Consider the following 21,781-nt stretch of genomic DNA (forward strand, 5'->3'; position numbering starts at 1 on the left):
GTGAATACGATTTCAACGGGTTGCAGGGAAGGCGATCGGACGTGCCCTTCGAAGCGGCTCCCCACTACCAGCTCGATGACGTGGACGGTGTTGCCGCGTGGGTGACGGAAGTCCCCATCGCGGTCGTGGAGCTCCGCCGGCCGCCGAACAACTTCTTCGACCTGGCGCTAATCCAGCGTCTAACCGCACTGTACGAGTCCTTCGGTGACGACGGCTCGACCCGGGCCATCGTGCTGTGCGCCGCGGGCAAGCACTTCTGTGCCGGCTCGGACTTCGGGAGCACCGCCGTCACCGCCCGCGCCCGGGCCGAGCTCTACGAAGCGGCGCTCGGCCTGTTCGCCACGCCGCTTCCGGTCGTCGCCGCGGTGCACGGTGCGGCCATCGGGGGTGGCCTTGGCCTTGCCTGTTCGGCGGACTTCCGCGTGACGAGCCGGGCGGCCCGGTTCTCGGCCAACTTCGCGCAGCTCGGTTTCCATCATGGGTTCGCGCTGTCGATGACTCTGCCCGCGCTGGTGGGGCAGCAGCACGCCCGCGAGCTGCTTTACACCGGCCGCCGGATCGATGGCGCGGATGCGGTGCGTATCGGGCTGGCCGACCGGCTCGCGGCGCCCGAGGACGTGCGTCGTTCGGCGTTTGCGCTGGCTGCCGAGATCGCCGCCTCCGCGCCACTGGCGGTACGGGCGATCAGGCGCACGCTGCGCACACCGTTCCTGATTACCGTCGAGCAGGCCCTCGACCATGAGGCCGTGGAGCAGGCGCGGCTGGAGTACACAGACGACTTCGCCGAGGGTGTGCGGGCCTCGCTCGAGCGGCGCCCGCCCCGCTTTTCCGGCTCCTGACCGCCGCTCACGCTCGAGTTGATCACGTGGGCGGCATGTAGGTGGGGCCGCAGGTTCTGGGTGATTGTGATCACGCTCGCAGCGGGGCCCATTGCAGGTCCTGCAACCGCGTGACTCCTTCTGCCCGCTGTTCCCCGAGGTGCAGGATCAGGTTGACGGCCCGGAGCCGGTCCGGACCGCCGGCAGCCTGAGGATCTCGCGCACTTCGGGACCTGCGCGGCGAACGACACGATGGTCGCGCGATTGGCGTTGCCCACGACGCAGCTGGACGACGGCCTCGAGCTCGCACACCCTCCAGGTCCCGGTCGATCTGCACGGTATTACCCGCGGAAGCCCGTCCGGAATATCCGCGAAGCACCCTCTTGCGGGCGTCTTCGCGCAGCAGTCGCAGATGCTCCGGCCATCGTTCAGCGCGGCGCGGCCCAACGTCGTGCCAACCACCACGCGGACTTCACCTCGCCCGCCGATCCGCCCGCGAGGTGTGCGATTGTGCGCGTCACCCTCGCGCCCGCTGCCGAACCTTGCCGCCACTCCCGTTATGCGGCAAGCTACAGGCGTATCGCACTCAATGTGCAAACGCACGCATCGTGCAGATTCGCCGGGCCCCCGGTACGAGGAGGTGATTGGGCGATGACCGAACGTCTGTTGCTGGTCGAGACGACTGGTTCGGACGAGGTGCCCGCGCGGATCACACGGTTGCTCGCCCAGCGGCGGGTGCGCCTGGCCAGCGCGTATGTGACCCGCCGGACCGACGACGACGGCTGGGCTGTGCAACTCGTGGTCGACGTGACCGGCGACGACGAGGTGAGTCTGCTCGTCAAGCGTCTCAACCGGCTGATCGACGTCGTCCGCGTGATCGCGGCTGGCACCGCTGCCGTGCACCAGCGGCGGTCGGTCTTCGTCACGCTGCAACCCGATCCCGACGACGCATCGGCCGTCGACGAGCTCGTCGGGCTCTTTGGCGCCGAGGTGCTTGATGTCCGGCCGGCGGGAATGACGCTGCACCTGGCGGCCGACCCCCGGCACTGCGAGCATTTCGTCGCCGTGCTCGAGCCCTACACAATCGTCGAGACCGTGGCCGGCGCCGTCTGCGCGATCCGGCACCGCCGACCCAGCGCCCGCCCGGCGGCCCCCCGCCTCCGGGCCGCCGACGCGCCCGTCAAGCACGACCGGCTCAACGCCTAACCAAGGCTGGACGATATATGGCCAGCACCGCAATCCGCGCGCCGGCGGGCGGCGGGTTGCGAGCAGCAACCGGCGGCCGGGTTCGATCTGGAGATCACCGGCGAGCTGTGCCGCGTGCTGTTGTCCCGCGGCATGGTGCTGACCCGCCGGCTGGAAGAGGAGGCCAACCACGGGCAGCGGTGGGGCAAGCTCGGCTGTGGCTCTGGTGTCGCGGGCAGGAGGCCGCTCCGTCGGCAGGATCCGCGATAGCGGAAGCGATCACATCTTCCGCTCGTCTCGCGACCACGCGGCCGCGCTATGACGGGGCATCCACAGCTGCGCCAACCTCGCGGGCCGGACGGGCCGCGAGGCCGAGGAGGTCACGGGCGGGCAGCTACCGGCCCTGGCCACCGAGAAGGGAATTCGATGATCGCCAGTGATCTCTCCGTGTTGATCCTGCGGATCGGCCTCGCCGTGGTGTTCATCGCCCACGGTTACAACCACGTCTTCGGCGGCGGCAAGATCGCCGGCACGGCCCGGTGGTTCGCCGGGCTCGGCATGCGTCCCGGCATGCTGCACGCCTGGACGGCGAGCCTTACCGAACTCGGCGCGGGCCTGCTGCTCCTGCTCGGACTCGCCACACCGCTGGGCTGCGCCGGCGTCATCGGCACCATGGCGGTCGCCTTTGTGACCAACCACGTCCGCAACGGCTTCTTCATCTTCCGCCCCGGTGAGGGCTACGAGTACGTGTTGACGCTAATGATCGCGGCCGCTGCGTTGGGCGGCATCGGCGCCGGCCGGTGGTCCCTCGACCACACGATCGGTTGGTTCGAACCGGCCGGTTGGCCCGGGTTCACGCTCGCCGTCGTGGCCGGCCTCGGCGGCGCGGCGGTGCTGCTCGCAGCCTGTTGGCGTCCGGACCGCGAAGCGGAGCGGTGATGCTGCAGCTCGGTGGGAGCCAGAGTGAGTTCGAGGGGGTCAGTTTCCGTGCAAGATTTTGGCAGGCTGACGAACTCCCGTTCATCGGCTATGAGCGTCACGTTTTGACGGTGGTTCAGATCAGTGCGCTGGGCATGATCGCGGGTGTCCCGGGATCTGGTTAGCGTTCGACGAGAAGGTCGCTCGGACGCACACCTAGGCTGTCGGCGATGCGCCAGATGTTGTCCAGAGCGATGGGGTCTGCTGCACGAACGGGTGACAGGTTCGGTTAGGCCGCCTGGGTGGGCGGTTGGGGTCATGATTGCTTCGTACTCGATGGGGGTCAATCGGCCGAGCGCGTCTTGTCGCCGGCGGCGGTGGTAGGTCCGCTCGATCCAGGTCACGATCGCGATCCGCAGCTGTTCGCGGGTGCGCCACGGCTGCCGGTCCAGGACGTTCTTTTGCAGCAGCGAGAAGAAGCTCTCCATGGCGGCGTTGTCGGCCGCGGAGGCGACCTGGCCCATCGAGCCGACCATTGCGTGACGCGTCAGCGCGCGGTGGAACTTTCTTGATCGAAATTGCGATCCGCGGTCGGAGCTAAGCCGAATTCGGCTTAGCAGCGATTATGCCGAGGTCTGCGTTATGCCGAAGGTCGGCGGGATCCCCTTTGCTGGCAGGGCTGCGTGACTGATTCCTCGGCTTAACGATCCGGCGGTTAGCGGAGGCTGTAGAGGGCCTGCAGTCGCTCCTTCGTGAGTCGGCGCGCCTGGGGTGTCGTGACGGCTGGGGTGGCGGCATCGACGGCTTTGCGCATCATGTCGACGGTGGCGAAGGCGTAGAACGCCGAGGTGGTCGACATGTTCTCGTGGCCGAGGAGTCGCATGATGATCGGCAGCGCGATGCCCTGCTGGTAGAGGTCCATCGCTTTGGTCTTGCGCAGCATGTGGCAGTGGATGTCTTCGGGAATCGAGGGACATCTTCGGCGTGCGGTTGTGGCGGCGCGTTTGAGCACTGCGGCGACGGTGTCGGTCGACAGCGCGGTCGGTGCCCCGTTGTGCAAGCTGTAGAACACCGGGCGGGTCGTTTCGGTTCGGGCGATGCCGGGGTGGAACTCGGCGAGGTAGACGTCCAGGTGTTCGATCGTCTTCGCGGTGAGCGGGACGACGCGGGTCTTGTCACCTTTGCCGGTGAGGACCACATGGCCGGGCCGGTGCAGGTGCAGGTCGGCCAGCGTCATGGCGGTGAGCTCACCGACGCGGGCGGCGGTGTCGTAGAGCAGGATCAGCAGCATCCGGTTCCGCCGCGATTTCGGGGTGCGGCCGGTGAATGCGGCGAGCACCGCGCTCGTCTCGGGTTCGGTGAGGTACTCGATCGGTTCCCTCGCCGCGGTGGGTGCGCGCAGCGTCTTGGCTTGCTGGCTGACCGTGACGAGGGTGAGGTCTTCGGCCGCGCAGTAGGCCAGGAACGCTTTGACGGCGGTGAGCCGCAGGCCGATCGTCCGTGGCGCGTAGTGCTGCTGCCCGCCCATCCAGGCGAGCCATCCTTTCAAGTGCTGCCGGTCGAGATGGTCGAAGCTGACGTGTGCGCGGGCGACGTGGTGCTGTTCGGCGAGGTAGCGCAGGAGGCATTCCAGGCTGATCCGGTAGGCCTCGACCGTGTTCGCCGAGCGGTGCGCCATCGTCGGCAGGTAGACGTGCAGGTAGTCGCGGGCGTAGCGGTAGAAGTCCGGTTCGCGGGTCGCTCGGTCATGCTTGGTCATCGAATCCGACCTCCGGCAGCAGCGACTGGCCTGCGGTGGTGAGTCCGTCGTAGGCGTGCAGGAACTCCGGCGAGGTGTGGATGTAGTAGAACGTCGACTCGATGCTGGCGTGGCCCATGTAGCGGGCCAGGTAGGGAAGCATCGCCATGACGTCCTTGCCCTGCGCCATCCAGCGATCGACGTTGGCGTAGGCGAAGTGATGCCGGAAGGCGTAGGGCGTGGGCTGCACCCCGCCGCTCGGCCGTGAAAGAGCGGCCTGGTGCCAGATACGCCGGAAGATCTCATCGATGGTCGCGCCTGTGACCTCGTTGCCGGTCCTCGAGATGAAGAAGGTGGCCCGTGACGGTCCGAAATGCGCACGCGTGATGCGGTCGCACTTGGCCAGAACCCTCGTGACGTCGGCAGTGAGCGGGAGCCTTCGCGACCGGTTGCCCTTGGAGTCGACCACGTCGAGGGTCCTGTCGCGCAGGTGCACGTGCTCGGGGCGTAGCCGCCGGGTCTCCCCGGTCCGCAGCCCGCAACAGTGCATCAACGTGAAGAACGCGACCGACTGCCACCGCCACGGCGACGCCGCCCGCACCGCCGCCGCAGTAGCGAAGAACGCCTCGATCTCCGCCTCGCCGAGCAAGTAGGGGTGCGTGGGCAGGCGTTGAGCCTTCCACCGGTCCGACAAGACGTAGGCGTCACACTGCCCGTGGGCCTGCAGCCAGCGGCCGACATCGCGGATGTAGGACATCCAGGACCGGTAGGGGCCCGTGCGGGCCAGACGCTCGCTGACCCATCCCTCGACCGTGTCGCGGTCGAACACCGTCCGGTCGTGAGAGGTGCAGTAGGCGTCGAACTGCCTCAGGTACCAGACCCTGGAGGCGCCGTAGAACCCCATCTGCTCCTTGAACGCGAGGTAGGCGGCAAGGTGCGGTGCGAACGCGCTGGTGAAGTCATGGCCGTTCGCGGCCAGCGCCTTCGTGCTCATGGCCGCGCGCCGGCGGGGACGTCGAGGACGCAGTCGAGCAGGCGCACGACATCGACGCTCAGATACAGGTCAGTCGATTTCGGCCGCGCGTGGCCGAGCACGGCCGCGATGGTCGGCAACGGCACCGACGCCCTCAGCAGCCGTGTCGCGGCGTTGTGCCGCAACAGACGCGTGCTGCCCAGCACGTCCGCGACGCCGGCCCGACGGAACACCGTGGTGATCACCCGGTGGACCGTGGCGTGGTCGGCCAGCCGCGTGTGCGGGGCCACCGAACGCACGAACAGATGCTCGTCCGGCGAGTCTGGCCGCTGGTCAAGGACGTACTCGGCAAGCCGGTCGACTACCAGATCGGTCAGCGGCACTGTCAGCGGGTTGTGGGTCTTCTGCTGCACGAGGCTCGCGGTCCGTGCCCGCCAGTCGATGTCGTCACGAAGCAGACTGATGATGTCGCATGCGCGCAGCCCCGTCGTGACCGCAAGCAGCGTGATGGCAGCATCCCGTGCCGGTATAGCCGGCGTTGCGCATGCCTGCACGATCAGGCGCTGCGCCTCGTCCGGCAGCGCCGGCACGATCCGGTGAGAGCGCTTGAGGCCAGCCAACCCGAGCGCGTCGACCAGGTCGCTGCGGCCGGTGAACTTCAAGAACGGGCGGAAGTTCGACACGACCCAGAACAGCGACGACGTCTTCCACGTAGCCGTCAACGAGTTCAGGTAGCTCAGCACGCTCGCCCCGTCGGCGTCACGGAGACGGCGGATCCCGCCTGCCTCCAGGAACACCAGGTAATCGCGAGCGACCCGGCCGTAGGCATCCCGGGTCGCGGACGCGAGAGCCCGGTCAGCCATGTCGGCCTCCCACGCGCCAACAAGCCGGACGAACTCCCGCGAGACAGGACGGGGCCCGCCCCCGCCACGGGTGCAGCAAGCCAACTCGACCCGGCCCGTGGTGACGTAGGAGTTGAACACGCGGACCAGCCGTCCGTAGTCGAACCGGCGCTGCACGCTGAACCTGCCCGTCCGCGGGCTGATCGTCATCGCCGCGAACTCCGCACCCAGCGCCGGTGTGTACTTGCCGCCCCGCCCGTCGGCGAGTTGCGTCAACGCCCTGATCGACTTCTCGTAGTTGCCGATCGTTGACTCCATATAGCCGGCCGCGCGCAGCTCCGCGACAACAACCGACCCGATCCCCGTGACCGTCATGTCCATGGCCGTCTCCTCCTCCGCATCGCGAATGGACACGGCGGACGCTGCCACCGAACAGGCCCAAACGTTAGCCCGAGGAATCAGTCACGCAGCCCTGCCAGCAAAGGGGATCCCGCCGATCCTCGGCATAACGCAGACCTCGGCATAATCGGCGTGAACGATGCAGCCGGCGACGTCGGCGCCGGTGACCGCGCGTCGGGCGACGGCGTTCTCGAGCGCCGCGACGGCGAGGCGGGCCTTCATGCGCGAGTCGATGGAGTATCCGACGATCTTGTTGCTGAAGCAGTCCTTGATCGCGCAGCAGTACAGCTTGCCCTCGCCGGTCCAGTGTTCGGTGATGTCGACCAGCCACAGGCTGTTCGGCTCGGCCGCGGTGAAGTCGCGGTTGACCCGATCAGGGAAGGCCGGCGTGCCGGGCTTGCGCTTCTTCTTGCCGTTGCGGCCGCGCGGCTTGCCGAACACTGACCACCAGCCGTTCGCGGAGCAGATCCGCCACGCCGTGCGGTCGGCCATGGCCTGCCCCTCCTCGCGGGCCTCGTCGGCCAGGAACCGGTAGCCGAACTCCGGGTCGTCGCAGTGGGCGTCAAACAGCGCGTTCGCCCGGTGCGCCTCAATCCATTCGGCATCGGGCACCGGCTCGGCCAGCCAGCGGTAGTACGGCTGACGAGCGATCTGGAGCACCCGACACGTCACCGCGACGGGGATCCCGTCGACGGCCAGCTCACGGACGAGCGGGTACATCATTTCCCCTGGCTGCCCGGCAGGTTCGCCTGCGACAGATACGCCGCCGCCCGACGCAGGACCTCGTTCTCCTGCTCCAACAGCTTGTTGCGTTTACGCAGCTCACGCAGCTCGGCCGACTCACTGGTGGTGACACCGGGGCGCTTGCCCTGCTCGACATCATCGAGTGCAAGCCAGCGGTGCAGACACGACTCGGAGATCCCGAAGTCCTTGGCCACCTGCGCCACCGATGCATCACCGCTGCGAGCGACCCGGACAACGTCCTCGCGGAACTCCCTAGGGAACGGTTTCGGCACGGTCGACATCCTTCCAGCGGAGATCAATCTCCACAGATCAGATGTCACCTATCCGTGCAGCAGACCCGATAGCCTCCTGGGCACCTGTTTCGACCGATAAGGAGTGCGTGAGTGGCGGTGCCAAGGTTCCGCCCCGAAACGCTCATCGAGGCCAGGAAGAAGGCGGATCTCACGCAAGCCGACCTGGCAAAGCGGGCGGAGAGAATATGGGGGCCGTCTCGTGGCGAGCCGCCGGAAGACTCCGCCACAGAAGTTGCCCGCCGGGTTCGGGTCATGCAGGACCGGATCAGTGCGTGGGAGCGTGGCGTGGACGCGCCGACAGCACCGTACATACCGATGGTCGCTCGCGCGCTGAAGATCAACCCTCTAGACCTGTTCGACGTCGACCCTGCAGCTCCGCCGTTCACGGCACTGCGTCTAGTCCGTGGGTGGACATTGACGGCGCTTGCCCAGGAAACCGGGATCAACTACAGCTCGCTGCATCGGTGGTCGCGGGGTGTCGCGCCGATGCCGAACGAGGCCGCGGCGAAGCTGGCGAAGGCGCTGCACGTCACTCGGGCCGAGCTGGTCGCTTCGATCGATCGTGAGCGGTGACCGCAGGGTACGTGTCCCGCTACTGCACAGCAGCTGCAAGCAGGAACGCCATCGCAATCGCTGGCCCGTACGGAAACAGGCTGCGCCGATTGCCGCCGCGGGCCAGGGTGATCACTGCCTGCAACAGCGTGATGAGTACGAACGCGCCGAAGCCGACCAGGAACCCGACGCGGGTGGGATGCGCCAGGCCGAGCCCGCCCAGGATCGCAAGCCGGACATCACCGAACCCGACACCAAGGAACCGCCAGAAGAACCCGAAGATCAGTCCGGCCGCGAGGCTGACGGCGACGGCGCTCCCGATCCATTTCCAATGTCCGGCGGCGGCGGAGGCCGCCAGCACGAGCACGGCCGTGATCACCGCAGCCTGACGGACTAGCGGCGTGGGCACGCGTTGCGTGAGCGCGTCACACGTTGCGGCCGCAGCGAGCGCGTAGGCCCACACGAGTAGCGCTGGGACGAGCCACGTGCTGTCCGCTTGCACTGCGGCAACCGCACCCCCCACGCCCCCGACCAGTCCGCTCGGGGCCCCCCACCGGGCGGCTCGCCGGGGCATGTCGACATCAAGTTGCGCTAAGCCGCGCTGGACGAGGGCGGTTCCGGCCGCCACACCGAGGGCTGCGGCGCCGGCCGCGGTGAGGGCGATCGTCACGGGCTCGTCAAGATCTGTTGCGTTCACTCTCGCGGACCGCCTCCTTGCTGTTGTTGGCGCCAGGGCGCCGGTTCGCGAGCGTAGTCATCGGTGTGGGCACGGCACGCGCCAATCGCGGTCGTGCTCTTGCCGTCCGCTTGCTTTGAGATCAATCCTCACGACGGGATATTATCCCGCAATGAATCTGTGTCGCATTGCCGCATGCTCACCCCGCTTGTTGGGAGTGAGGGGAGACCCGTCCAGGAGGCGATGTGGGACAGCTGCGGGAGTTGCGCGCGCCCGTTGGCGGCTCGGATGGGTCGGTGACCTGGCGGCAGCCGGAGCAGACCATCTGCCCGAGGCTGTTGGTCCCGCGAATCTGCGCGCACAACCGCCACAGCTGCGGATCGCACGGCGGCCCTGGCTCACGCCGCGCTCGCGCGGAAGAAGGTATCCCACTGTGAAACCTGGACGTGGTGGGGCAATATGGACACCCTGCGACTTCGGATCATCCGGCCCGAGGCCCTGCAGCCGTCATTGTGGGGGTCTCGTGGCCCATCGATTGGCGATCACCGCCTCCCTCTTGGCCGCTGTCGTGATCCTGCTCGGCGGCTGCACTTCGTCAGGTAGTACGGATTCTTCGTCGAGCCCTCCAAGCTCGCCGGAATCCTCGACAATCTCGGCGCCTTCTACTTCCGCGACCTCCTCGGCGCCATCGTTGCCTACCTCAAGCGACTCCCCTGAGTCGACAGCTGCAGTCACCGTCTACAGACGCTGGGCGGCCGCGACCTACGCCGCCGAACGGTCACCGGCGAAGAACCACAGCAAAGACCTGCGGACCCTTGCGGTCGATCCGGCGCTCGGCGGATTCCAGGGGCTGCTGACACAACTGCAGATCGCCGGGATCGCGAACCGGGGCACGTCTCCAACGCCGCGCACGAGGGTGCTTCGCACCGAGTTGGCCGCCAAGCCGTACCCGAGGGTGACCGTGATCGACTGTCCCACGGTCTCCCCGTCGTGGGTCGCCTATGACGTCAAGACTGGAAAGCCCGTCAAGGTGACTCCCAACCCCGTCAAACCCCCCTATGCCATCACTGCCGAGGTGATCAAGTTCAAGGGGAACTGGGTCGTGTACCGAACGACGGCAGATCGGAAGCACACGTGTTCGCCATGAGTACGACGATTCGAGTGCTGGCGATCTTGGTGAGCACATTGATCGTTGGACTCACGCTCGACCCTGCAGCAGCGGCGTCACCATCCGGTGGCAAGACGATCACCATCTGCTACCCGGACGGCACCTGTGTGACGAAGGTGGTCGACCCCGGAGGCGGCGGCTCTGGGCGTGGGCAAGGTGGTTCCGGAGGCGGCTCTGGCGACTGTTCTTGGAAGGGCAAAGCCATTCCGTGCGTAACGAACTCGGGACACTTCAACGCCAACGACGGCTGCTACTACCGGGAGGCCAACCCGTATCCGACGTCCGGGCCGGTGTACGAGTCGTACAAGACCGGCGGCGGCGGGATCTACTGGGCGGACTGCTTCCTGAGCAGCGGGTCGGGTGGCTACGTGTGGCTGCCGAGTCCGCCACCCGGTCTCGGCCCGACACCGGCAATGCTTGCACGTCAGGCGTTCGACAAACTCACGATGACGAAGCCATCGACGGGACGCTACCCCAACGGAACGTTGAAGAACGGCGAGCCGTACACGGTCGTGCATGCCGCGACCTGGTACTGGACCGACCCGGCCGACTTCCAGTCGCTGACCGCGCGCGCGGCGGCGGGTGCGGTGTGGGCCGAGGTGACGGTGAAGCCGACGGCGTTGACATTCGTGCCGGGGGATGGGGACCCAGCGGTGTCGTGCGCGGGTCCGGGCACGGCGTGGAATTCCTCTTACGGGGTGTGGGATCCGTCGCCGAGCGGCTGCGACTACCACTATCCACATTCGAGCATCCACGAGCCGCACGATGTGGTGACCGCGACGTACGGGATCCGCTGGCAGGTGACGTGGGCCGGCTCGGGTAACACGAGGGGCACGTTGCCGGATCAGACGACGACCTCGCGCTCGACGTTTGCCGTCGCTGAAGTCGAATCGGTGGTGACGCGGTGACCACGCACGCGGACGGAACTCCGCCTCAGACGCTTCCGGGGAGCTACCTGCCGGCCGTGCCGCCCGCGGCACCGGCTCTGCCGCCGCCGGACCAGACACCACCACTGGCGCCGGTGCGCTCTGCGGCGGCGAGCCGTCGGACGAGCCGGCGCGGCGTGATCATCAGCGTTCTGGTGGTGCTCGTCGGCGGGTTAATCGCGTTCGCCGGCACTCAACTGCTGACGCAACACGCCAAGGTGCTCGCGGTGGCGAAGGACGTGCCGGTAGGCGCCCGGATCACCGACGACGACCTGACGACGGCCAGCGTGGTCAAGGACGCGAACCTGTCGCCGATACCGGCCTCGGACCGGTCCGAAGTGGTGGGGCAGGTGGCGCAGGTTGCGCTGGTGAAGGGGACGTTGCTGACTCGTGCCCAGGTCGGGCCGAGTAGCGGGTTCACGGCGGGCCAGCAGCTGGTGGCGTTGCCGTTGAAGCCGGGCCAGTTCCCCGGCCGCGGCCTGGTCGCGGGGCAGAAGGTGCTCATCGTCGCCACGCCGGGGGACAACGGGGCGGCGCCGACGACGGGCGGCTCGACCGGGAGCGGCGGGTCAACGTCGGGCGGCGGGACGACGCCGGGTGTCGACGGCACGGTGGTGGACGTCGGGGTGAGAGATCCGGCCACGCAGGTGACGGTTGTTGACGTGAAGGTGGCCGCAGCGGACGGTGTGCCGGTGGCGCGGCTGGCCTCGACGGGCAACATCGCGGTGATCCTCTTGCCGGCGGGTCGGTAAGGGGCCGCCGCGATGCTGACCGTGGTGACCTCCGGGAAGGCCGCGCCGGGTGTGACGACCTCGACCTGGGCGCTCGCGCTGACGTGGCCGCGTCCGGTGCTGGCGGCCGATTGCGACCCCGCGGGCGGAGACATGGCGCCGGGGCTGCTGGCCGGCCGGGTGAGTACCGAGCATGGTCTGTTGTCTTGGTCGACGTCGGCGCGGCGGGGCATTCCGGCGATTGCTGCGGCGACGATGTTCGCCCAGCACGTCGTGGAAGTGCCGGAGCACCGGGATACGTGGTTTCTGCCCGGGTTCACGAATGCGACGCAGGGCTTTTCGTTTGCCGAGGACACCTGGGAGCGGCTGGCTCTTGCGCTCGAGCGGGCCCGCTCGGCGACCGGGCGGGACGCGCTCGTCGACGCCGGCCGGCTGGTCGGCGATCGCGGGAACTGGCCGGTTTTGCGCGCGGCCGATCACGTGCTGCTGGCGGTGCGGCCGAGTGTGCGCTCGGTTCATGCCGCGCAGGATGCCATGACGAAGCTGCGGTACGAGCTTGGTGACCTGCAGAAGGTGTCGGCGCTGGTGATCGGTTCTGGGCCTTACCCGGCATCGGAAGTCGCGGGGTCGCTGCAGATGTCGCTGGGCGGCTCGCTGCCGGAGGACCGGGCGGCCGCGGCCATGCTGTCCGACGGCGGGAGCGGGTCGATCAGCCGGGCGATGCAACGCGCCCCGCTGTTCAAGGCAGCGTCGGAGTTGGCGCGCCGCCTGATGGCGGCCAGCGAGCCGGCTGCGGACTACGCAGCGGGAGCGGCACGATGACCGACTACTCCCGCGCCCCGTGGACCATGGACGAGCCGGCCGCAGACGTGAGCGGCGTGCGGCCGCCCGGGCCGGCCTCGCTGCCGAACGGCTCAGTGTCGCCGACGGCGGGCGGGCATGACGGGCCCCGCGTCCAGGACCGGCTACCGCTGCCGTCGCTCCCTCCCGTGACGGCAACGGCGCGCCGCACCGACCCCGTTCCGCCCGGCGCGGGCGTCGTCGAGGACACCTTGGGTGAGGACGACTACGGCGTCGTCGAGGAGCTGCGCAACCGGGTGTCGACGCGGCTGGCGGCCGAGGACAAGAACTACCCGGCGGCCGGCAAGCGGGAACTGACCAAGAAGCTGATCCGCAACGAGTACGAGCAGTGGGTGCTGCACGAGGCCAGCCGGGGCCGGGCCGCGCCGACGGAGGCGACCGAGGAACAGATCTTCGCCGCGGTGCTGGCCGAGCTGGACGGGCTGGGCCGGCTCGCGCCGCTGCTGGCGCGCACGAATGTGGAGGACATTCATTTCGAGGGTTGCGACTCGACGATGCTGCGGCTGGCCAGCGGCAAGCTGGTGGCGGGTCCGCCGATCGCGGGCACCGATGGCGAGCTGGAACAGCTGCTGCGCGCGATCGGTGCCCGGTCCGGTGACGGCCAGACCAGCCGCGAGTTCTCCTCCGCGGCACCGATCTTGAACGTGCGGTTGAAGGGTGTGACGGAGTTGGGTGCGCGGTTGCAGGCCGCGATGGACGTGCTGCCTCGCCCGGCCGGGGTGATCCGGGTGCACCGCTACAGCGACCCGAGTCTGGCCGACCTGCGCGCCCAGAACATGATCGATACCCCGATGCACGCGTTCTTGCACTACGCGGTGCTGGCGGGGTCGTCGGTCTTGGTCAGCGGCAATCCGGGGGTCGGAAAGACGACGCTGCTTCGCGCGCTGGCCTCCACGATCAACTTCAACAACGTCGTCGTCACGGTGGAGGACGAGCGGGAGCTCGGATTGCACCTGCTGCGCTGGAATCCGGACGAGCGGCAGATGACCCGCCGGCACGCGGTCTCGCGGTCGTTCGAGTCGCGGCTTCCCAACGCGGAGGGCAGGGGTGCCTTCACCATGTCGCACGCATTGAATGAAGCCCTGCGGGCCTCCCCCACCTGGGTGATCGTCGGCGAGGTGCGCGGCGCGTACGTGACCTCGCTGCTCGAGGCGGCAACGAGCGGCATCGCGTCGGTGATGTGCACGATCCACGCCCGTTCGGCCGAGGGCGTGTTCAAGAAGGTGAAGATCAACGCGTTGAAGGCCGACCCGGCTCCGGACAGCGAACTGATCATGGAATCGTTGTCGGAGCTGGACCTGGTCGTGCACGTGAGCCGGGACGAACGCGACGGCCGCTGGTACCGCTACGTGTCCGGAATCTACGAACTCGGCGAGGTCGGCGACTCTGGCAAGCCGGACCTAACGCCGATCTTCAAACCCCGCCGACCGGGCGAGCAGCCGGTCCCGTGGGGACCGGGCGCCCTGAGTGACGGGTTACGGGATCGGCTGGAGTCGGTCGGTTTCCACGCCGAGCAGTGGCTGAGCGAAGGCCGTTCGGATTGGCGCGACCCGGACGCGGGCGAGCGGGCGTCATGAACCCGGGCGTCCTGCTGATCACTATCGCCGGTCTGTTGGTCGCCGGCGGGCTGGTGAGCCTGGTCGCCGCCGCCCGCGGCGTGACGTTCCTACTCCCGAGGGAAAGAGGAAAGCGCGGTGGAGCGGTCGGGCTCAAGTTGACCCCGCTACACCTGGCGGGCATCGCAGTCGGGGTAGTGGTGCTGCTGGTCACGGGGTGGCCGGTCGCCGCACTCGGCGCCGTCGCAGGAGTGATCTTCGTGCCCGAGGTGCTGGGTGGCGGCAAGGCTGCGCAACGTCTGATCGTGCGGTCGCAGGCGCTAGCCGATTGGACGAGACGGCTGGCGGACCTGATCAGCTCGGGCGCCGCCGGGTCGACGCGGGAGGCGCTGAACCGGTCGCTGACCTCGGTGCCGGAGCCGATCGCGGCCGAGGTGAACCGGCTGGTGCGGCGGATGGGACCGATCGGGATCGAGCGGGCGCTACGTCGGTTCGCCGCCGAGGTCGGGGACCCGGCCGCGGACAAGATCGCCGGCGTGCTGATCTTGCGCGAACGCAACGGCGGGCCGGGCCTGGCCGACGTGCTCACCGCACTGGCTCAGGATCTCGACGAGCGGTCCCGGATGGTGCGCGAGGTGGAGGCCGAGCGGGCTAAGCCGCGCGCCAACATGCGCTTCATCGTCATCATCACCGCGGCGCTGATCGCCGGCATGATGCTGTTCGCGCACACGTTCCTGTCCACCTACAACAGCGTCATCGGGCAGATCACGCTGCTCGGCGTCGCCGCGGTCTTCGCGGTCGCGCTTCGGTGGATGCGCAAGCTGTCCGACCCGCCGCCGAACCCGACCGTGCTGGTCGACCCGGCACCCGTCCACTCGCGCAGTGCGGGGGTGCGGGCGTGACCGGGCTGCAGCTGGTGATCCTCGGCGGCATGCTCGCCGCTGCCGGGCTGGTGCTCGGCGTGCATGCGCTGCGCCCGGCGCCGCCGGCGCTCGCGGCCGCGCTGGCGCAGCTGTCGGCCGAGCCGACCACGGTGGCGTTCACCTTGCCGACCACGTCGACGCGTGACCGGTGGGACTGGCTTCCCCGCCGGCTGGCTGACGCCCTCGATGGGCACCTGGGCGTCTCTGGCGCCGACCTGAAGATCATCGGCTGGACGCGGTCCCAGCTGGCCGCCCGGAAGGTGACACTCGCCGTCACCGGGCTGATCGCGCCGTCGCTGCTCAGCGTCGTCCTCGCCTTCGCCGGGCTCGGCGCGCTGGCTGCGTTCCCGGTGGTGATCGGGCTGGCGATCGGCGCCGTCGCGTGGCTGCTGCCGACCCAAGAGGCGCGCGAGTTCGCGGCGAGGGCCCGGCTCGAGTTCCGCACGAACCTGGAGTTCTTCCTCACGCTGGTGGCCGGCGAGCGGCGTGCCCGCGGCTCGGTCGAGCAGGCGCTAGAGGAAGCGGTCGAGATCTCGGACAGCATGCCGTTCATCGCGATGCGCCGAGCCATCGCCCGCGCGATGCTCGCCGGGCAGAAGCCGTGGCGTGACCTGCGCGCGCTCGGTGAGGAGCTCGAGGTCGACGAGCTGCGCAACCTGGCCGACATCGCCGAGGTCGCCGCCGATGGTGCCGCGGTCTACAACACCCTGCTGGCCACCGCCCGCACGCTGCGCCACGAAGAACTGTCCGATGCCCGCACCGAGGCCAACGAAGTCAGTGAGCGGATGTCGCGCCCGCTGGCGCTGCTGGTCTTCGGGCTGACTGCGTTCGTGCTGGTCCCGTTCGCCTTGCGCATGTTCGGAGCCGCCTAACGATGCCTCACTTGTCCTGCGACCCCCGGCTCACCAATCCAACGAACGAGAAACCCCACATAGAAAGGGAAACGCCATGTCGACCACTCTGCTCCGCGCCCGCCGAGGCCTAGAACGGGTCTCGGCCGTCCTGCTGCTGACCACGTTGGCCACCCTCGCCTGGATGCGCGGGGAGACTGTGCGCGACGACCGCGGCTCGGACTCCTCGGAGAAGTCGCTGATGATCATCCTCGGCATCACGATCGGCGGCGTGGTCACCGCTGCGGCCGGCACCTACATAGCCACCAAGACCAAGCTGTTCAAGTAACAACTCCTCCGGACCGATGCCCCTCGCACCCGTGCGGACCCGAGCGAGATCCTCGCCCGAGGCCCCGACACACCACCCCGCAGCAGCGCGGCGCGGCCGGAGGCGAGTGCTCCCAGAACGCGGCGACCGAGGGTCGTCATCGGTAGAGTTCACGATCCTGTTCCCGATCATCGTGATCTTGCTGTTCGGCGGCCCGCAGCTGGCGATGTGGTACTTCGCCCGCGAGTCCGCGCAGGCCGCCGCCACGTCGGCCGCCCGCGCGGCCAGCGTCGTGTCGGCCACCCCGGGGGACGGGAAGACGGCCGCGGAAAGCTACCTGGCCCGCGTTGGTTCGGACACGATCACTGGGTACCGCGTCACCGAGACCGACACCGCGACCACGGTCACGATCCACATCCACGTGAATGTGCAGAGCATGGTGCCGCTGCCAGGCATCGACCCGACCGCGGATGTCACGCTCACCCGCTCCAAGGAGCGCTTCACTACCCCGGACTCGCCATGACCGCCCGCCGCGCACGGACGGCGTTCCGGTGGCGCGCGGCCGACGACGACCGCGGGTCGGAGTCGGTCGAGCTGGCGATCCTGCTGCCGATCGGGATCCTCGTACTGGCCGCCATCGTCGTCGGCGCACGCATCTGGCTGGCCGCCGACCGGATGAGCGGTGTCGCCGGCGCCGCCGCCCGCGAAGCCTCGATCGCTCGCTCTCCGGATAGCGCGCAGACGCTGGCCAAGACCGGCGCGAAACAAGCACTAGCCAGCGACGGGCTGCACTGCACCAACATCCGGGTCAACGTCGACACCTCCGGGTTCTACGCACCACCTGGCACCGCCGCGTCGGTCCACGTGGACGTCTGGTGCACCGTCGAGCTGTCCGATATCGGGGTCAAAGGGCTGCCCGGGGCCAAGACGCTGCACGACAGCGCCACCAGCCCCCTCGACCCAGCACGCGACTTGACTCTCGGGAGCGGACCATGACCGGCACGTTCACGCCGCCGATCATCGCCCGTCTACGCCGAGCAGTGCGCCGCGCAGCGCGTTGGTGTCGCGGATCGCGTCGAGACGATGGCGGCTCGGTCGCCGTGCTGATGTGTTTCATCGTGCTGCTCGGCGCAACCCTGGGCACATTCCTCGTTGACGCCGGCGCGAACATCTCCGCAGCGAACAAGGCCGACACCTACTCCTCGGAGGCGGCCCGGGCGGCCTCGATCGCCCTCGGTCCCATCCCGACCTCGGACGGCACGGCGACACTGCGGGCGGCAGCCGCGGCCCGCGCCTATCTGCAGAAGGTCGGGGTGACGACCTACGACGTGCACGTGGTCGGGCCGGCGACGGTGCAGGTCGAGGTCACCGCCACCGACACCGCCCCCATCCTCGGCTTCACCGTCAGCCAGACCAGGACCCACACCGCGCAGCTGCAAGTCGGTGTCACCAACGGGCAAGGAGTGGGATGACAACGCCACCCGGACACGCACCGCATCGGCGACTCATCCCCCTTGCGCGGGGGATCGGCGCGCTGATCGTGTTGGTGGCCATCGTCGGCGGCGTGCCGCTGCTGATGGCCGGCTTGCACCTGTCGCCGCATGGCGTGCCGTCGTTGCACCAGCTCAAGCACGATCTGACCAGCCACGACAACGGGCAGCTCGCCCTGGTCGTGATCGCGATCGGCGTGGGGATCTGCTGGGCCCTGTTCGTGTTGTCGCTGATCCCCGAGATCGTGGCCACGGCGCGGAAGCGGCCGTCGTACCCGCTGCCCGGTCTCGGCGGGTTTCAACGGCCGGCGGGCGCGCTGGTCGCGGCGATCGCGATTGGGTTCGCGATCGCGCCGATGATCACCGGCCTGGGTAGCCGCGCGTCGGCCGCTGCGGCGCCGCTGCCGGGTAGCGGTCAGCGGACCGCGGCGACCAGCGTGAGCGCACCGCAGGTGACGAGTCCTGGGCACGAGGGTTCCGCGGCGCGGCCGGCCGGGGCGCACGGCGCCGGGCAGCACGCCACCTCCAGCCACGAGAGGTCGGCGTCCCCGAGCACGCCGACGCATCATCCGACCTACGAGGTTCAGCGCCGCGACACCCTGTGGCAGATCGCCGAAGACCACCTCGGCGACCCGATGCGCTACACCGAGATCGCCGCGCTCAACCAGCACACGCTCGGCCCGGACAACCTGATCGTGGCCGGCATGCACCTGATCATGCCGAGCGACGCGACCGGCCTCACTCCGGCCGGACAGACCCACGGCCACCCGGGCGGGGACGCGGACACGGTTCGGGTGCGAGTCCAGCCCGGCGACACGCTGTCCGGGCTCGAGGAGCAGGTCACGGGCAGCACGAACTGGCAGCCCGGCTGGGACGCGAACCAGGGCCGGGTCGAGCCCGGCGGCGAGCACTTCGACGACCCCAACCTGATCAAGCCAGGCTGGGTGCTCGACATCCCGACCGCCGCCACCACAGCAACGCCGACGGCGCCGCAGACCCACCAGGAGCCGACACACCCCCGACAGCAGCCTGCGCAACATCGACCGCCGCAGCAGAACCAACCAGGGCAGCCCGGCCCCGGATCGTCCACGCCCACCCACCCCGCACCGGCGCACACGCCGGCGTCGACACCACCGGCCGCGTCGACCGCACCGTCCGCGACGCAGCACCGTACGGGTCCCGCGGACAGCCACCACGCGCCCGCGGCAGCAGAAGACCGCTACGTCGCCCTGACCGTCGGTGGCGGCCTGCTCGCGGCGTCGACCTTCGCGACGCTGATGACGCTGCGCCGCCGCAAGTTCCGGCACCGCCGCCCCGGACACGTGGTGGCGTCGCTGCCGCCGGACCTGGTGCCGCTCGAGCAGGTCCTGGTGTCTATCGGTCGCCCGGCGCTGGCCAAGATGACCTTCCTCGACTTGGCGCTGCGCGATCTCGCGAACCAGATCGGCGCGCGGCCGGACGGGCAACTGCCCGACGTCGCCAGCGCGGCGATCAACGACGACTACCTCGAGTTGTACCTGGCCAGCGACAACCCACCTCCCGTCCCGCCTGCGCCATGGCTACAGAGCGACCCGCTGCGCTGGACGCTCGGCCGCGACACCGACCTCGACCCGGCGGCCGCCGACCGACTCGCGCCCTACCCGTGCCTGGTGAGCGTGGGATACAGCGAGGACGGCACCGAGTACCTGCTCGACCTCGAGCACGCAGGCGCGCTGCATCTGGCCGGCGACCCGCGTCGCTGCCTGGACCTGGCCCGCTACATGGTGGCCGAGCTGGCCAACAACATGTGGAGCGACCACCTGACGGTCACCGTGGCCGGGTTCGCCGGCGAGCTCGTCCACGCGAACCCGACCCGGCTCGCGCACACGGACGATCCACACGCGGCGGCCGCCGCGGCGGCACGGGTCGCCGGCGAGAACCGGGACGTGGCCGGCGACGCCGGGATCGACGTGCTGGCCGGCCGGCTGCGCGGCACGGACGGTGACGTGTGGATGCCGCACGTGCTGCTCGCCGCACCGGGCGTGAACCGGGAAGATATCGAGCTGTTGCGCGGCACCGCCGCGGGCGGCCGCGCCGCGGTTGCCGTGGTGCTCACCGGCGGCAGGAGCGGCGACGACGTCCCGGTGGACGCCGCGGCGGACGGGCCGCTGGTACAGGTGACCAGTACCGGGGCGCTGGTGACGTCGCTGCTCCCAGTCGGTGACGTGCTGGCATTGGGTCTGCCCGAGGCCGACGCGCCGGACCTCGCACGGGCCATCGCGCTCGACCGAGACGGCGCGCTGGACGAACCGACACCGCGATCGACCGGAGAGCGGCCGTGGGACGCGTTCGCCGACGCGGCCGGCGCTCTGTTGCCGGAGTACACCGTGCCGCGCACCGCGAGCGGCCCAGCCGCGCTCGACCCGGGGCAGCCGGTCAGCTCGTCGCTGCTGCCTGGCCCGGACGAGGCGTACGTCGCAGCGGCGGCGACCACCGAGCAGGACCTGGTCCAACTGGCCCCCGCGGTGACGGTGGAGGCACGGGCCGCGGTCGAGCAGGCCGACCCTGATCTCGACGAGCTGGTGGCGGCGTGGCGCGACCCGGGGGCGCGGCTGGCCAAGCTTCAGCTGCTCGGCCCGGTGACGGTCACGGCCTACGGCCGTCCACCGGTCAAGCAGGAGGACTTCTGCACCGAGATCGTGGCCTACCTGTGGCACAAGCCGCACGGCGTGTCTACGGACGAGTTCGCCAACGAGCTGTGGCCGAACAAGGACTACAGCGGCACCGACTCCTACCCGAAGGACATGGCCAGCCGCACCCGGCAGTGGCTCGGGGTCGACCCGCGCACCGGCAAGGAGTACTGGCCGCGGGCGCGCCGCGACGGGGTGCAGGGCTACCGCCTGACCGGGCTGATGTGCGATGTCGACCTGTTCCGGCGGCTGCGCGCGCGCGGCGAAGCGCGCGGCGCCGAGGGACTGCCCGACCTGGTAGCGGCACTGGACCTGGTGTCCGGGACGCCGCTGAGCCGGCTACGTCCGTTCGGCTACGGGTGGCTGCCGGCCGGGGACGAGCTGCTCTACCAGGGCGCGGTCGCCGAGGTGGCACACCTCGTCGCCACCCGGGCGCTGGAGGCAGGCGACGACGCCGAGGCGCTGCGGGCCTGCGAGCTCGCGTTGGAGTTCAACGGTGAGGACGACTGGGCGCTGCTGCAGATGACCAAGGCGCACGAGCGTGCCGGGCGCGACGCGGAGAAGGAAGCAACGATCCTGCGGCTGCGCACGCTGGAGGATCCGCCAGCGCGGACGCTGGAGGTCATGCGTCGCAACGGCTGGCTTTCGCGCGGCGCGTGAACCGCGCGCGACTTCAGGCATCGAGGCAAGGCGTCCACGTACAGCTGTGATCGACGCTGCCGTCGGCCCCACGGTTCCGCTTGTCGGAACGCACCGGCTGCTTCCCACGATGCGCCGAGCAGCGGCGCGCCGGCCACGCCGACGACGAGCACGGTACAGCTCGCGGTGCACCTCCGAAGCGTGGCCCGCGCGGCGTCGGCTGCTGTCAACGGCGGGAAGTTATGAGCACCATCTGGAGCCGGAGGTGACAGGTCCCGCGGCTGCACGCGGCGGGTGACTGACCCGTCCGGCCGGCGTGCGTGCGACGTCGCGCGCGGAGCGGCTCTAACGCCGCTCGGCTCGCGCCGACCGTCGGAATCAGCCGGGCTGCGTCGCAAGTTGAGGGGCGTCGCTGGCGCGGCGTGAGTCTTGCCGAGAGTCGCCTCACCGGCCTTGCGTCAGGTCCACGACCCGCTCCTGCAGGAATTTCCTGCACCCCTGGCGGCGGCCGCGGTGGACTGG

The 21,781-nt window shown here is 69.4% G+C and carries 20 protein-coding genes and 2 pseudogenes; 16 read left to right on the forward strand and 6 right to left on the reverse strand.

What is annotated here, in order from left to right; all coding sequences use genetic code 11:
• The first annotated feature begins 41 nt into the window (after positions 1 to 41).
• From M6B22_RS06870 to M6B22_RS06880, 3 genes are all read left to right on the forward strand, one after another.
• A complete protein-coding gene (locus tag M6B22_RS06870; protein WP_269445024.1) occupies positions 42 to 839 on the forward strand; it encodes an enoyl-CoA hydratase/isomerase family protein in 798 nt (265 codons plus the stop codon).
• A gap of 489 nt (positions 840 to 1,328) precedes the next feature.
• Positions 1,329 to 2,024 carry an ACT domain-containing protein gene (locus tag M6B22_RS06875; RefSeq protein ID WP_269445025.1) on the forward strand — a complete coding sequence of 232 codons (696 nt, stop codon included), beginning with the start codon at positions 1,329 to 1,331 and terminating at the stop codon, positions 2,022 to 2,024.
• A gap of 405 nt (positions 2,025 to 2,429) precedes the next feature.
• A complete protein-coding gene (locus M6B22_RS06880; protein ID WP_269445026.1) occupies positions 2,430 to 2,942 on the forward strand; it encodes a DoxX family protein in 513 nt (170 codons plus the stop codon).
• A gap of 296 nt (positions 2,943 to 3,238) precedes the next feature.
• Here M6B22_RS06880 and M6B22_RS06885 read toward each other — a convergent pair.
• The 5 genes and pseudogenes from M6B22_RS06885 to M6B22_RS06905 all read right to left on the reverse strand — a co-directional run.
• Positions 3,239 to 3,529, reverse strand: a pseudogene (locus tag M6B22_RS06885) (integrase core domain-containing protein); the annotation flags it as partial.
• Positions 3,530 to 3,636: 107 nt separating this feature from the next.
• Positions 3,637 to 4,680, reverse strand: a complete 1,044-nt coding sequence (locus M6B22_RS06890; protein WP_269442920.1) for a tyrosine-type recombinase/integrase — start codon at positions 4,678 to 4,680, stop codon at positions 3,637 to 3,639.
• Positions 4,667 to 5,653 (reverse strand): tyrosine-type recombinase/integrase, encoded by a 987-nt coding sequence (locus M6B22_RS06895; RefSeq protein WP_269442921.1) that lies wholly within the window; start codon positions 5,651 to 5,653, stop codon positions 4,667 to 4,669. Before M6B22_RS06895 ends, M6B22_RS06890 begins: the two co-directional genes overlap by 14 nt.
• A complete protein-coding gene (locus tag M6B22_RS06900) occupies positions 5,650 to 6,855 on the reverse strand; it encodes a tyrosine-type recombinase/integrase (RefSeq protein ID WP_269442922.1) in 1,206 nt (401 codons plus the stop codon). Before M6B22_RS06900 ends, M6B22_RS06895 begins: the two co-directional genes overlap by 4 nt.
• A 189-nt stretch (positions 6,856 to 7,044) precedes the next feature.
• Positions 7,045 to 7,889, reverse strand: a pseudogene (locus M6B22_RS06905) (IS3 family transposase); the annotation flags it as partial.
• A 111-nt stretch (positions 7,890 to 8,000) separates the two neighbouring features.
• On the opposite strand from M6B22_RS06905, the gene M6B22_RS06910 reads away from it, so the two are divergent.
• Positions 8,001 to 8,483, forward strand: a complete 483-nt coding sequence (locus M6B22_RS06910) for a helix-turn-helix domain-containing protein (RefSeq protein WP_269445027.1) — start codon at positions 8,001 to 8,003, stop codon at positions 8,481 to 8,483.
• A gap of 19 nt (positions 8,484 to 8,502) precedes the next feature.
• On the opposite strand, the gene M6B22_RS06915 is transcribed toward M6B22_RS06910, so the two are convergent.
• The gene (locus M6B22_RS06915) at positions 8,503 to 8,841 is read right to left on the reverse strand and encodes a hypothetical protein (RefSeq protein WP_269445028.1); all 339 of its coding nucleotides are present in this window, start codon (positions 8,839 to 8,841) and stop codon (positions 8,503 to 8,505) included.
• A 988-nt stretch (positions 8,842 to 9,829) separates the two neighbouring features.
• On the opposite strand from M6B22_RS06915, the gene M6B22_RS06920 reads away from it, so the two are divergent.
• The 12 genes from M6B22_RS06920 to M6B22_RS06975 all read left to right on the forward strand — a co-directional run bounded on the left by M6B22_RS06920 (position 9,830) and on the right by M6B22_RS06975 (position 21,280).
• On the forward strand, positions 9,830 to 10,285 hold the full coding sequence (locus M6B22_RS06920; RefSeq protein ID WP_269445029.1) for a hypothetical protein: 456 nt from the start codon (positions 9,830 to 9,832) through the stop codon (positions 10,283 to 10,285).
• On the forward strand, positions 10,282 to 11,214 hold the full coding sequence (locus tag M6B22_RS06925) for a hypothetical protein (RefSeq protein WP_269445030.1): 933 nt from the start codon (positions 10,282 to 10,284) through the stop codon (positions 11,212 to 11,214). Before M6B22_RS06920 ends, M6B22_RS06925 begins: the two co-directional genes overlap by 4 nt.
• A gap of 155 nt (positions 11,215 to 11,369) precedes the next feature.
• Positions 11,370 to 11,984, forward strand: a complete 615-nt coding sequence (locus M6B22_RS06930; RefSeq protein WP_269445031.1) for an SAF domain-containing protein — start codon at positions 11,370 to 11,372, stop codon at positions 11,982 to 11,984.
• Between the two features lie 12 nt (positions 11,985 to 11,996).
• The gene (locus M6B22_RS06935) at positions 11,997 to 12,785 is read left to right on the forward strand and encodes a hypothetical protein (RefSeq protein WP_269445032.1); all 789 of its coding nucleotides are present in this window, start codon (positions 11,997 to 11,999) and stop codon (positions 12,783 to 12,785) included.
• Positions 12,782 to 14,401: a CpaF family protein gene (locus tag M6B22_RS06940; protein ID WP_269445033.1), complete on the forward strand. Its 1,620-nt coding sequence runs from the start codon at positions 12,782 to 12,784 to the stop codon at positions 14,399 to 14,401. The genes M6B22_RS06935 and M6B22_RS06940 overlap by 4 nt, the downstream gene beginning before the upstream one ends.
• Positions 14,398 to 15,282, forward strand: coding sequence for a type II secretion system F family protein (locus M6B22_RS06945; protein WP_269445034.1), 885 nt, complete (start codon positions 14,398 to 14,400; stop codon positions 15,280 to 15,282). The genes M6B22_RS06940 and M6B22_RS06945 overlap by 4 nt, the downstream gene beginning before the upstream one ends.
• Complete coding sequence (locus M6B22_RS06950) at positions 15,279 to 16,175, forward strand: type II secretion system F family protein (RefSeq protein WP_269445035.1); 897 nt, start codon at positions 15,279 to 15,281, stop codon at positions 16,173 to 16,175. Before M6B22_RS06945 ends, M6B22_RS06950 begins: the two co-directional genes overlap by 4 nt.
• A gap of 76 nt (positions 16,176 to 16,251) precedes the next feature.
• Positions 16,252 to 16,482 carry a hypothetical protein gene (locus M6B22_RS06955; RefSeq protein WP_269445036.1) on the forward strand — a complete coding sequence of 77 codons (231 nt, stop codon included), beginning with the start codon at positions 16,252 to 16,254 and terminating at the stop codon, positions 16,480 to 16,482.
• 106 nt (positions 16,483 to 16,588) lie between these two features.
• Positions 16,589 to 16,984 carry a TadE family protein gene (locus tag M6B22_RS06960; protein ID WP_269445037.1) on the forward strand — a complete coding sequence of 132 codons (396 nt, stop codon included), beginning with the start codon at positions 16,589 to 16,591 and terminating at the stop codon, positions 16,982 to 16,984.
• Positions 16,981 to 17,457, forward strand: a complete 477-nt coding sequence (locus M6B22_RS06965; protein ID WP_269445038.1) for a TadE/TadG family type IV pilus assembly protein — start codon at positions 16,981 to 16,983, stop codon at positions 17,455 to 17,457. The genes M6B22_RS06960 and M6B22_RS06965 overlap by 4 nt, the downstream gene beginning before the upstream one ends.
• The gene (locus M6B22_RS06970; protein ID WP_269445039.1) at positions 17,454 to 17,933 is read left to right on the forward strand and encodes a hypothetical protein; all 480 of its coding nucleotides are present in this window, start codon (positions 17,454 to 17,456) and stop codon (positions 17,931 to 17,933) included. Before M6B22_RS06965 ends, M6B22_RS06970 begins: the two co-directional genes overlap by 4 nt.
• The gene (locus tag M6B22_RS06975; protein ID WP_269445040.1) at positions 17,930 to 21,280 is read left to right on the forward strand and encodes a LysM peptidoglycan-binding domain-containing protein; all 3,351 of its coding nucleotides are present in this window, start codon (positions 17,930 to 17,932) and stop codon (positions 21,278 to 21,280) included. Before M6B22_RS06970 ends, M6B22_RS06975 begins: the two co-directional genes overlap by 4 nt.
• The last annotated feature ends 501 nt before the right edge of the window (positions 21,281 to 21,781 follow it).

Origin of the sequence: Jatrophihabitans cynanchi, assembly GCF_027247405.1 — a bacterium.
Classification (GTDB): Bacteria; Actinomycetota; Actinomycetes; order Mycobacteriales; family Jatrophihabitantaceae; genus Jatrophihabitans_B; species Jatrophihabitans_B cynanchi.

Bases quoted from the DNA above. Each gene is read 5' to 3' on its own strand.
- M6B22_RS06880 (WP_269445026.1), top strand. From the start codon at position 2,430: ATGATCGCCAGTGATCTCTCCGTGTTGATCCTGCGGATCGGCCTCGCC.
- M6B22_RS06890 (WP_269442920.1), bottom strand. From the start codon at position 4,680: ATGACCAAGCATGACCGAGCGACCCGCGAACCGGACTTCTACCGCTAC.
- M6B22_RS06895 (WP_269442921.1), bottom strand. From the start codon at position 5,653: ATGAGCACGAAGGCGCTGGCCGCGAACGGCCATGACTTCACCAGCGCG.
- M6B22_RS06900 (WP_269442922.1), bottom strand. From the start codon at position 6,855: ATGGACATGACGGTCACGGGGATCGGGTCGGTTGTTGTCGCGGAGCTG.
- M6B22_RS06925 (WP_269445030.1), top strand. From the start codon at position 10,282: ATGAGTACGACGATTCGAGTGCTGGCGATCTTGGTGAGCACATTGATC.
- M6B22_RS06935 (WP_269445032.1), top strand. From the start codon at position 11,997: ATGCTGACCGTGGTGACCTCCGGGAAGGCCGCGCCGGGTGTGACGACC.
- M6B22_RS06940 (WP_269445033.1), top strand. From the start codon at position 12,782: ATGACCGACTACTCCCGCGCCCCGTGGACCATGGACGAGCCGGCCGCA.
- M6B22_RS06945 (WP_269445034.1), top strand. From the start codon at position 14,398: ATGAACCCGGGCGTCCTGCTGATCACTATCGCCGGTCTGTTGGTCGCC.
- M6B22_RS06955 (WP_269445036.1), top strand. From the start codon at position 16,252: ATGTCGACCACTCTGCTCCGCGCCCGCCGAGGCCTAGAACGGGTCTCG.
- M6B22_RS06965 (WP_269445038.1), top strand. From the start codon at position 16,981: ATGACCGCCCGCCGCGCACGGACGGCGTTCCGGTGGCGCGCGGCCGAC.
- M6B22_RS06970 (WP_269445039.1), top strand. From the start codon at position 17,454: ATGACCGGCACGTTCACGCCGCCGATCATCGCCCGTCTACGCCGAGCA.
- M6B22_RS06975 (WP_269445040.1), top strand. From the start codon at position 17,930: ATGACAACGCCACCCGGACACGCACCGCATCGGCGACTCATCCCCCTT.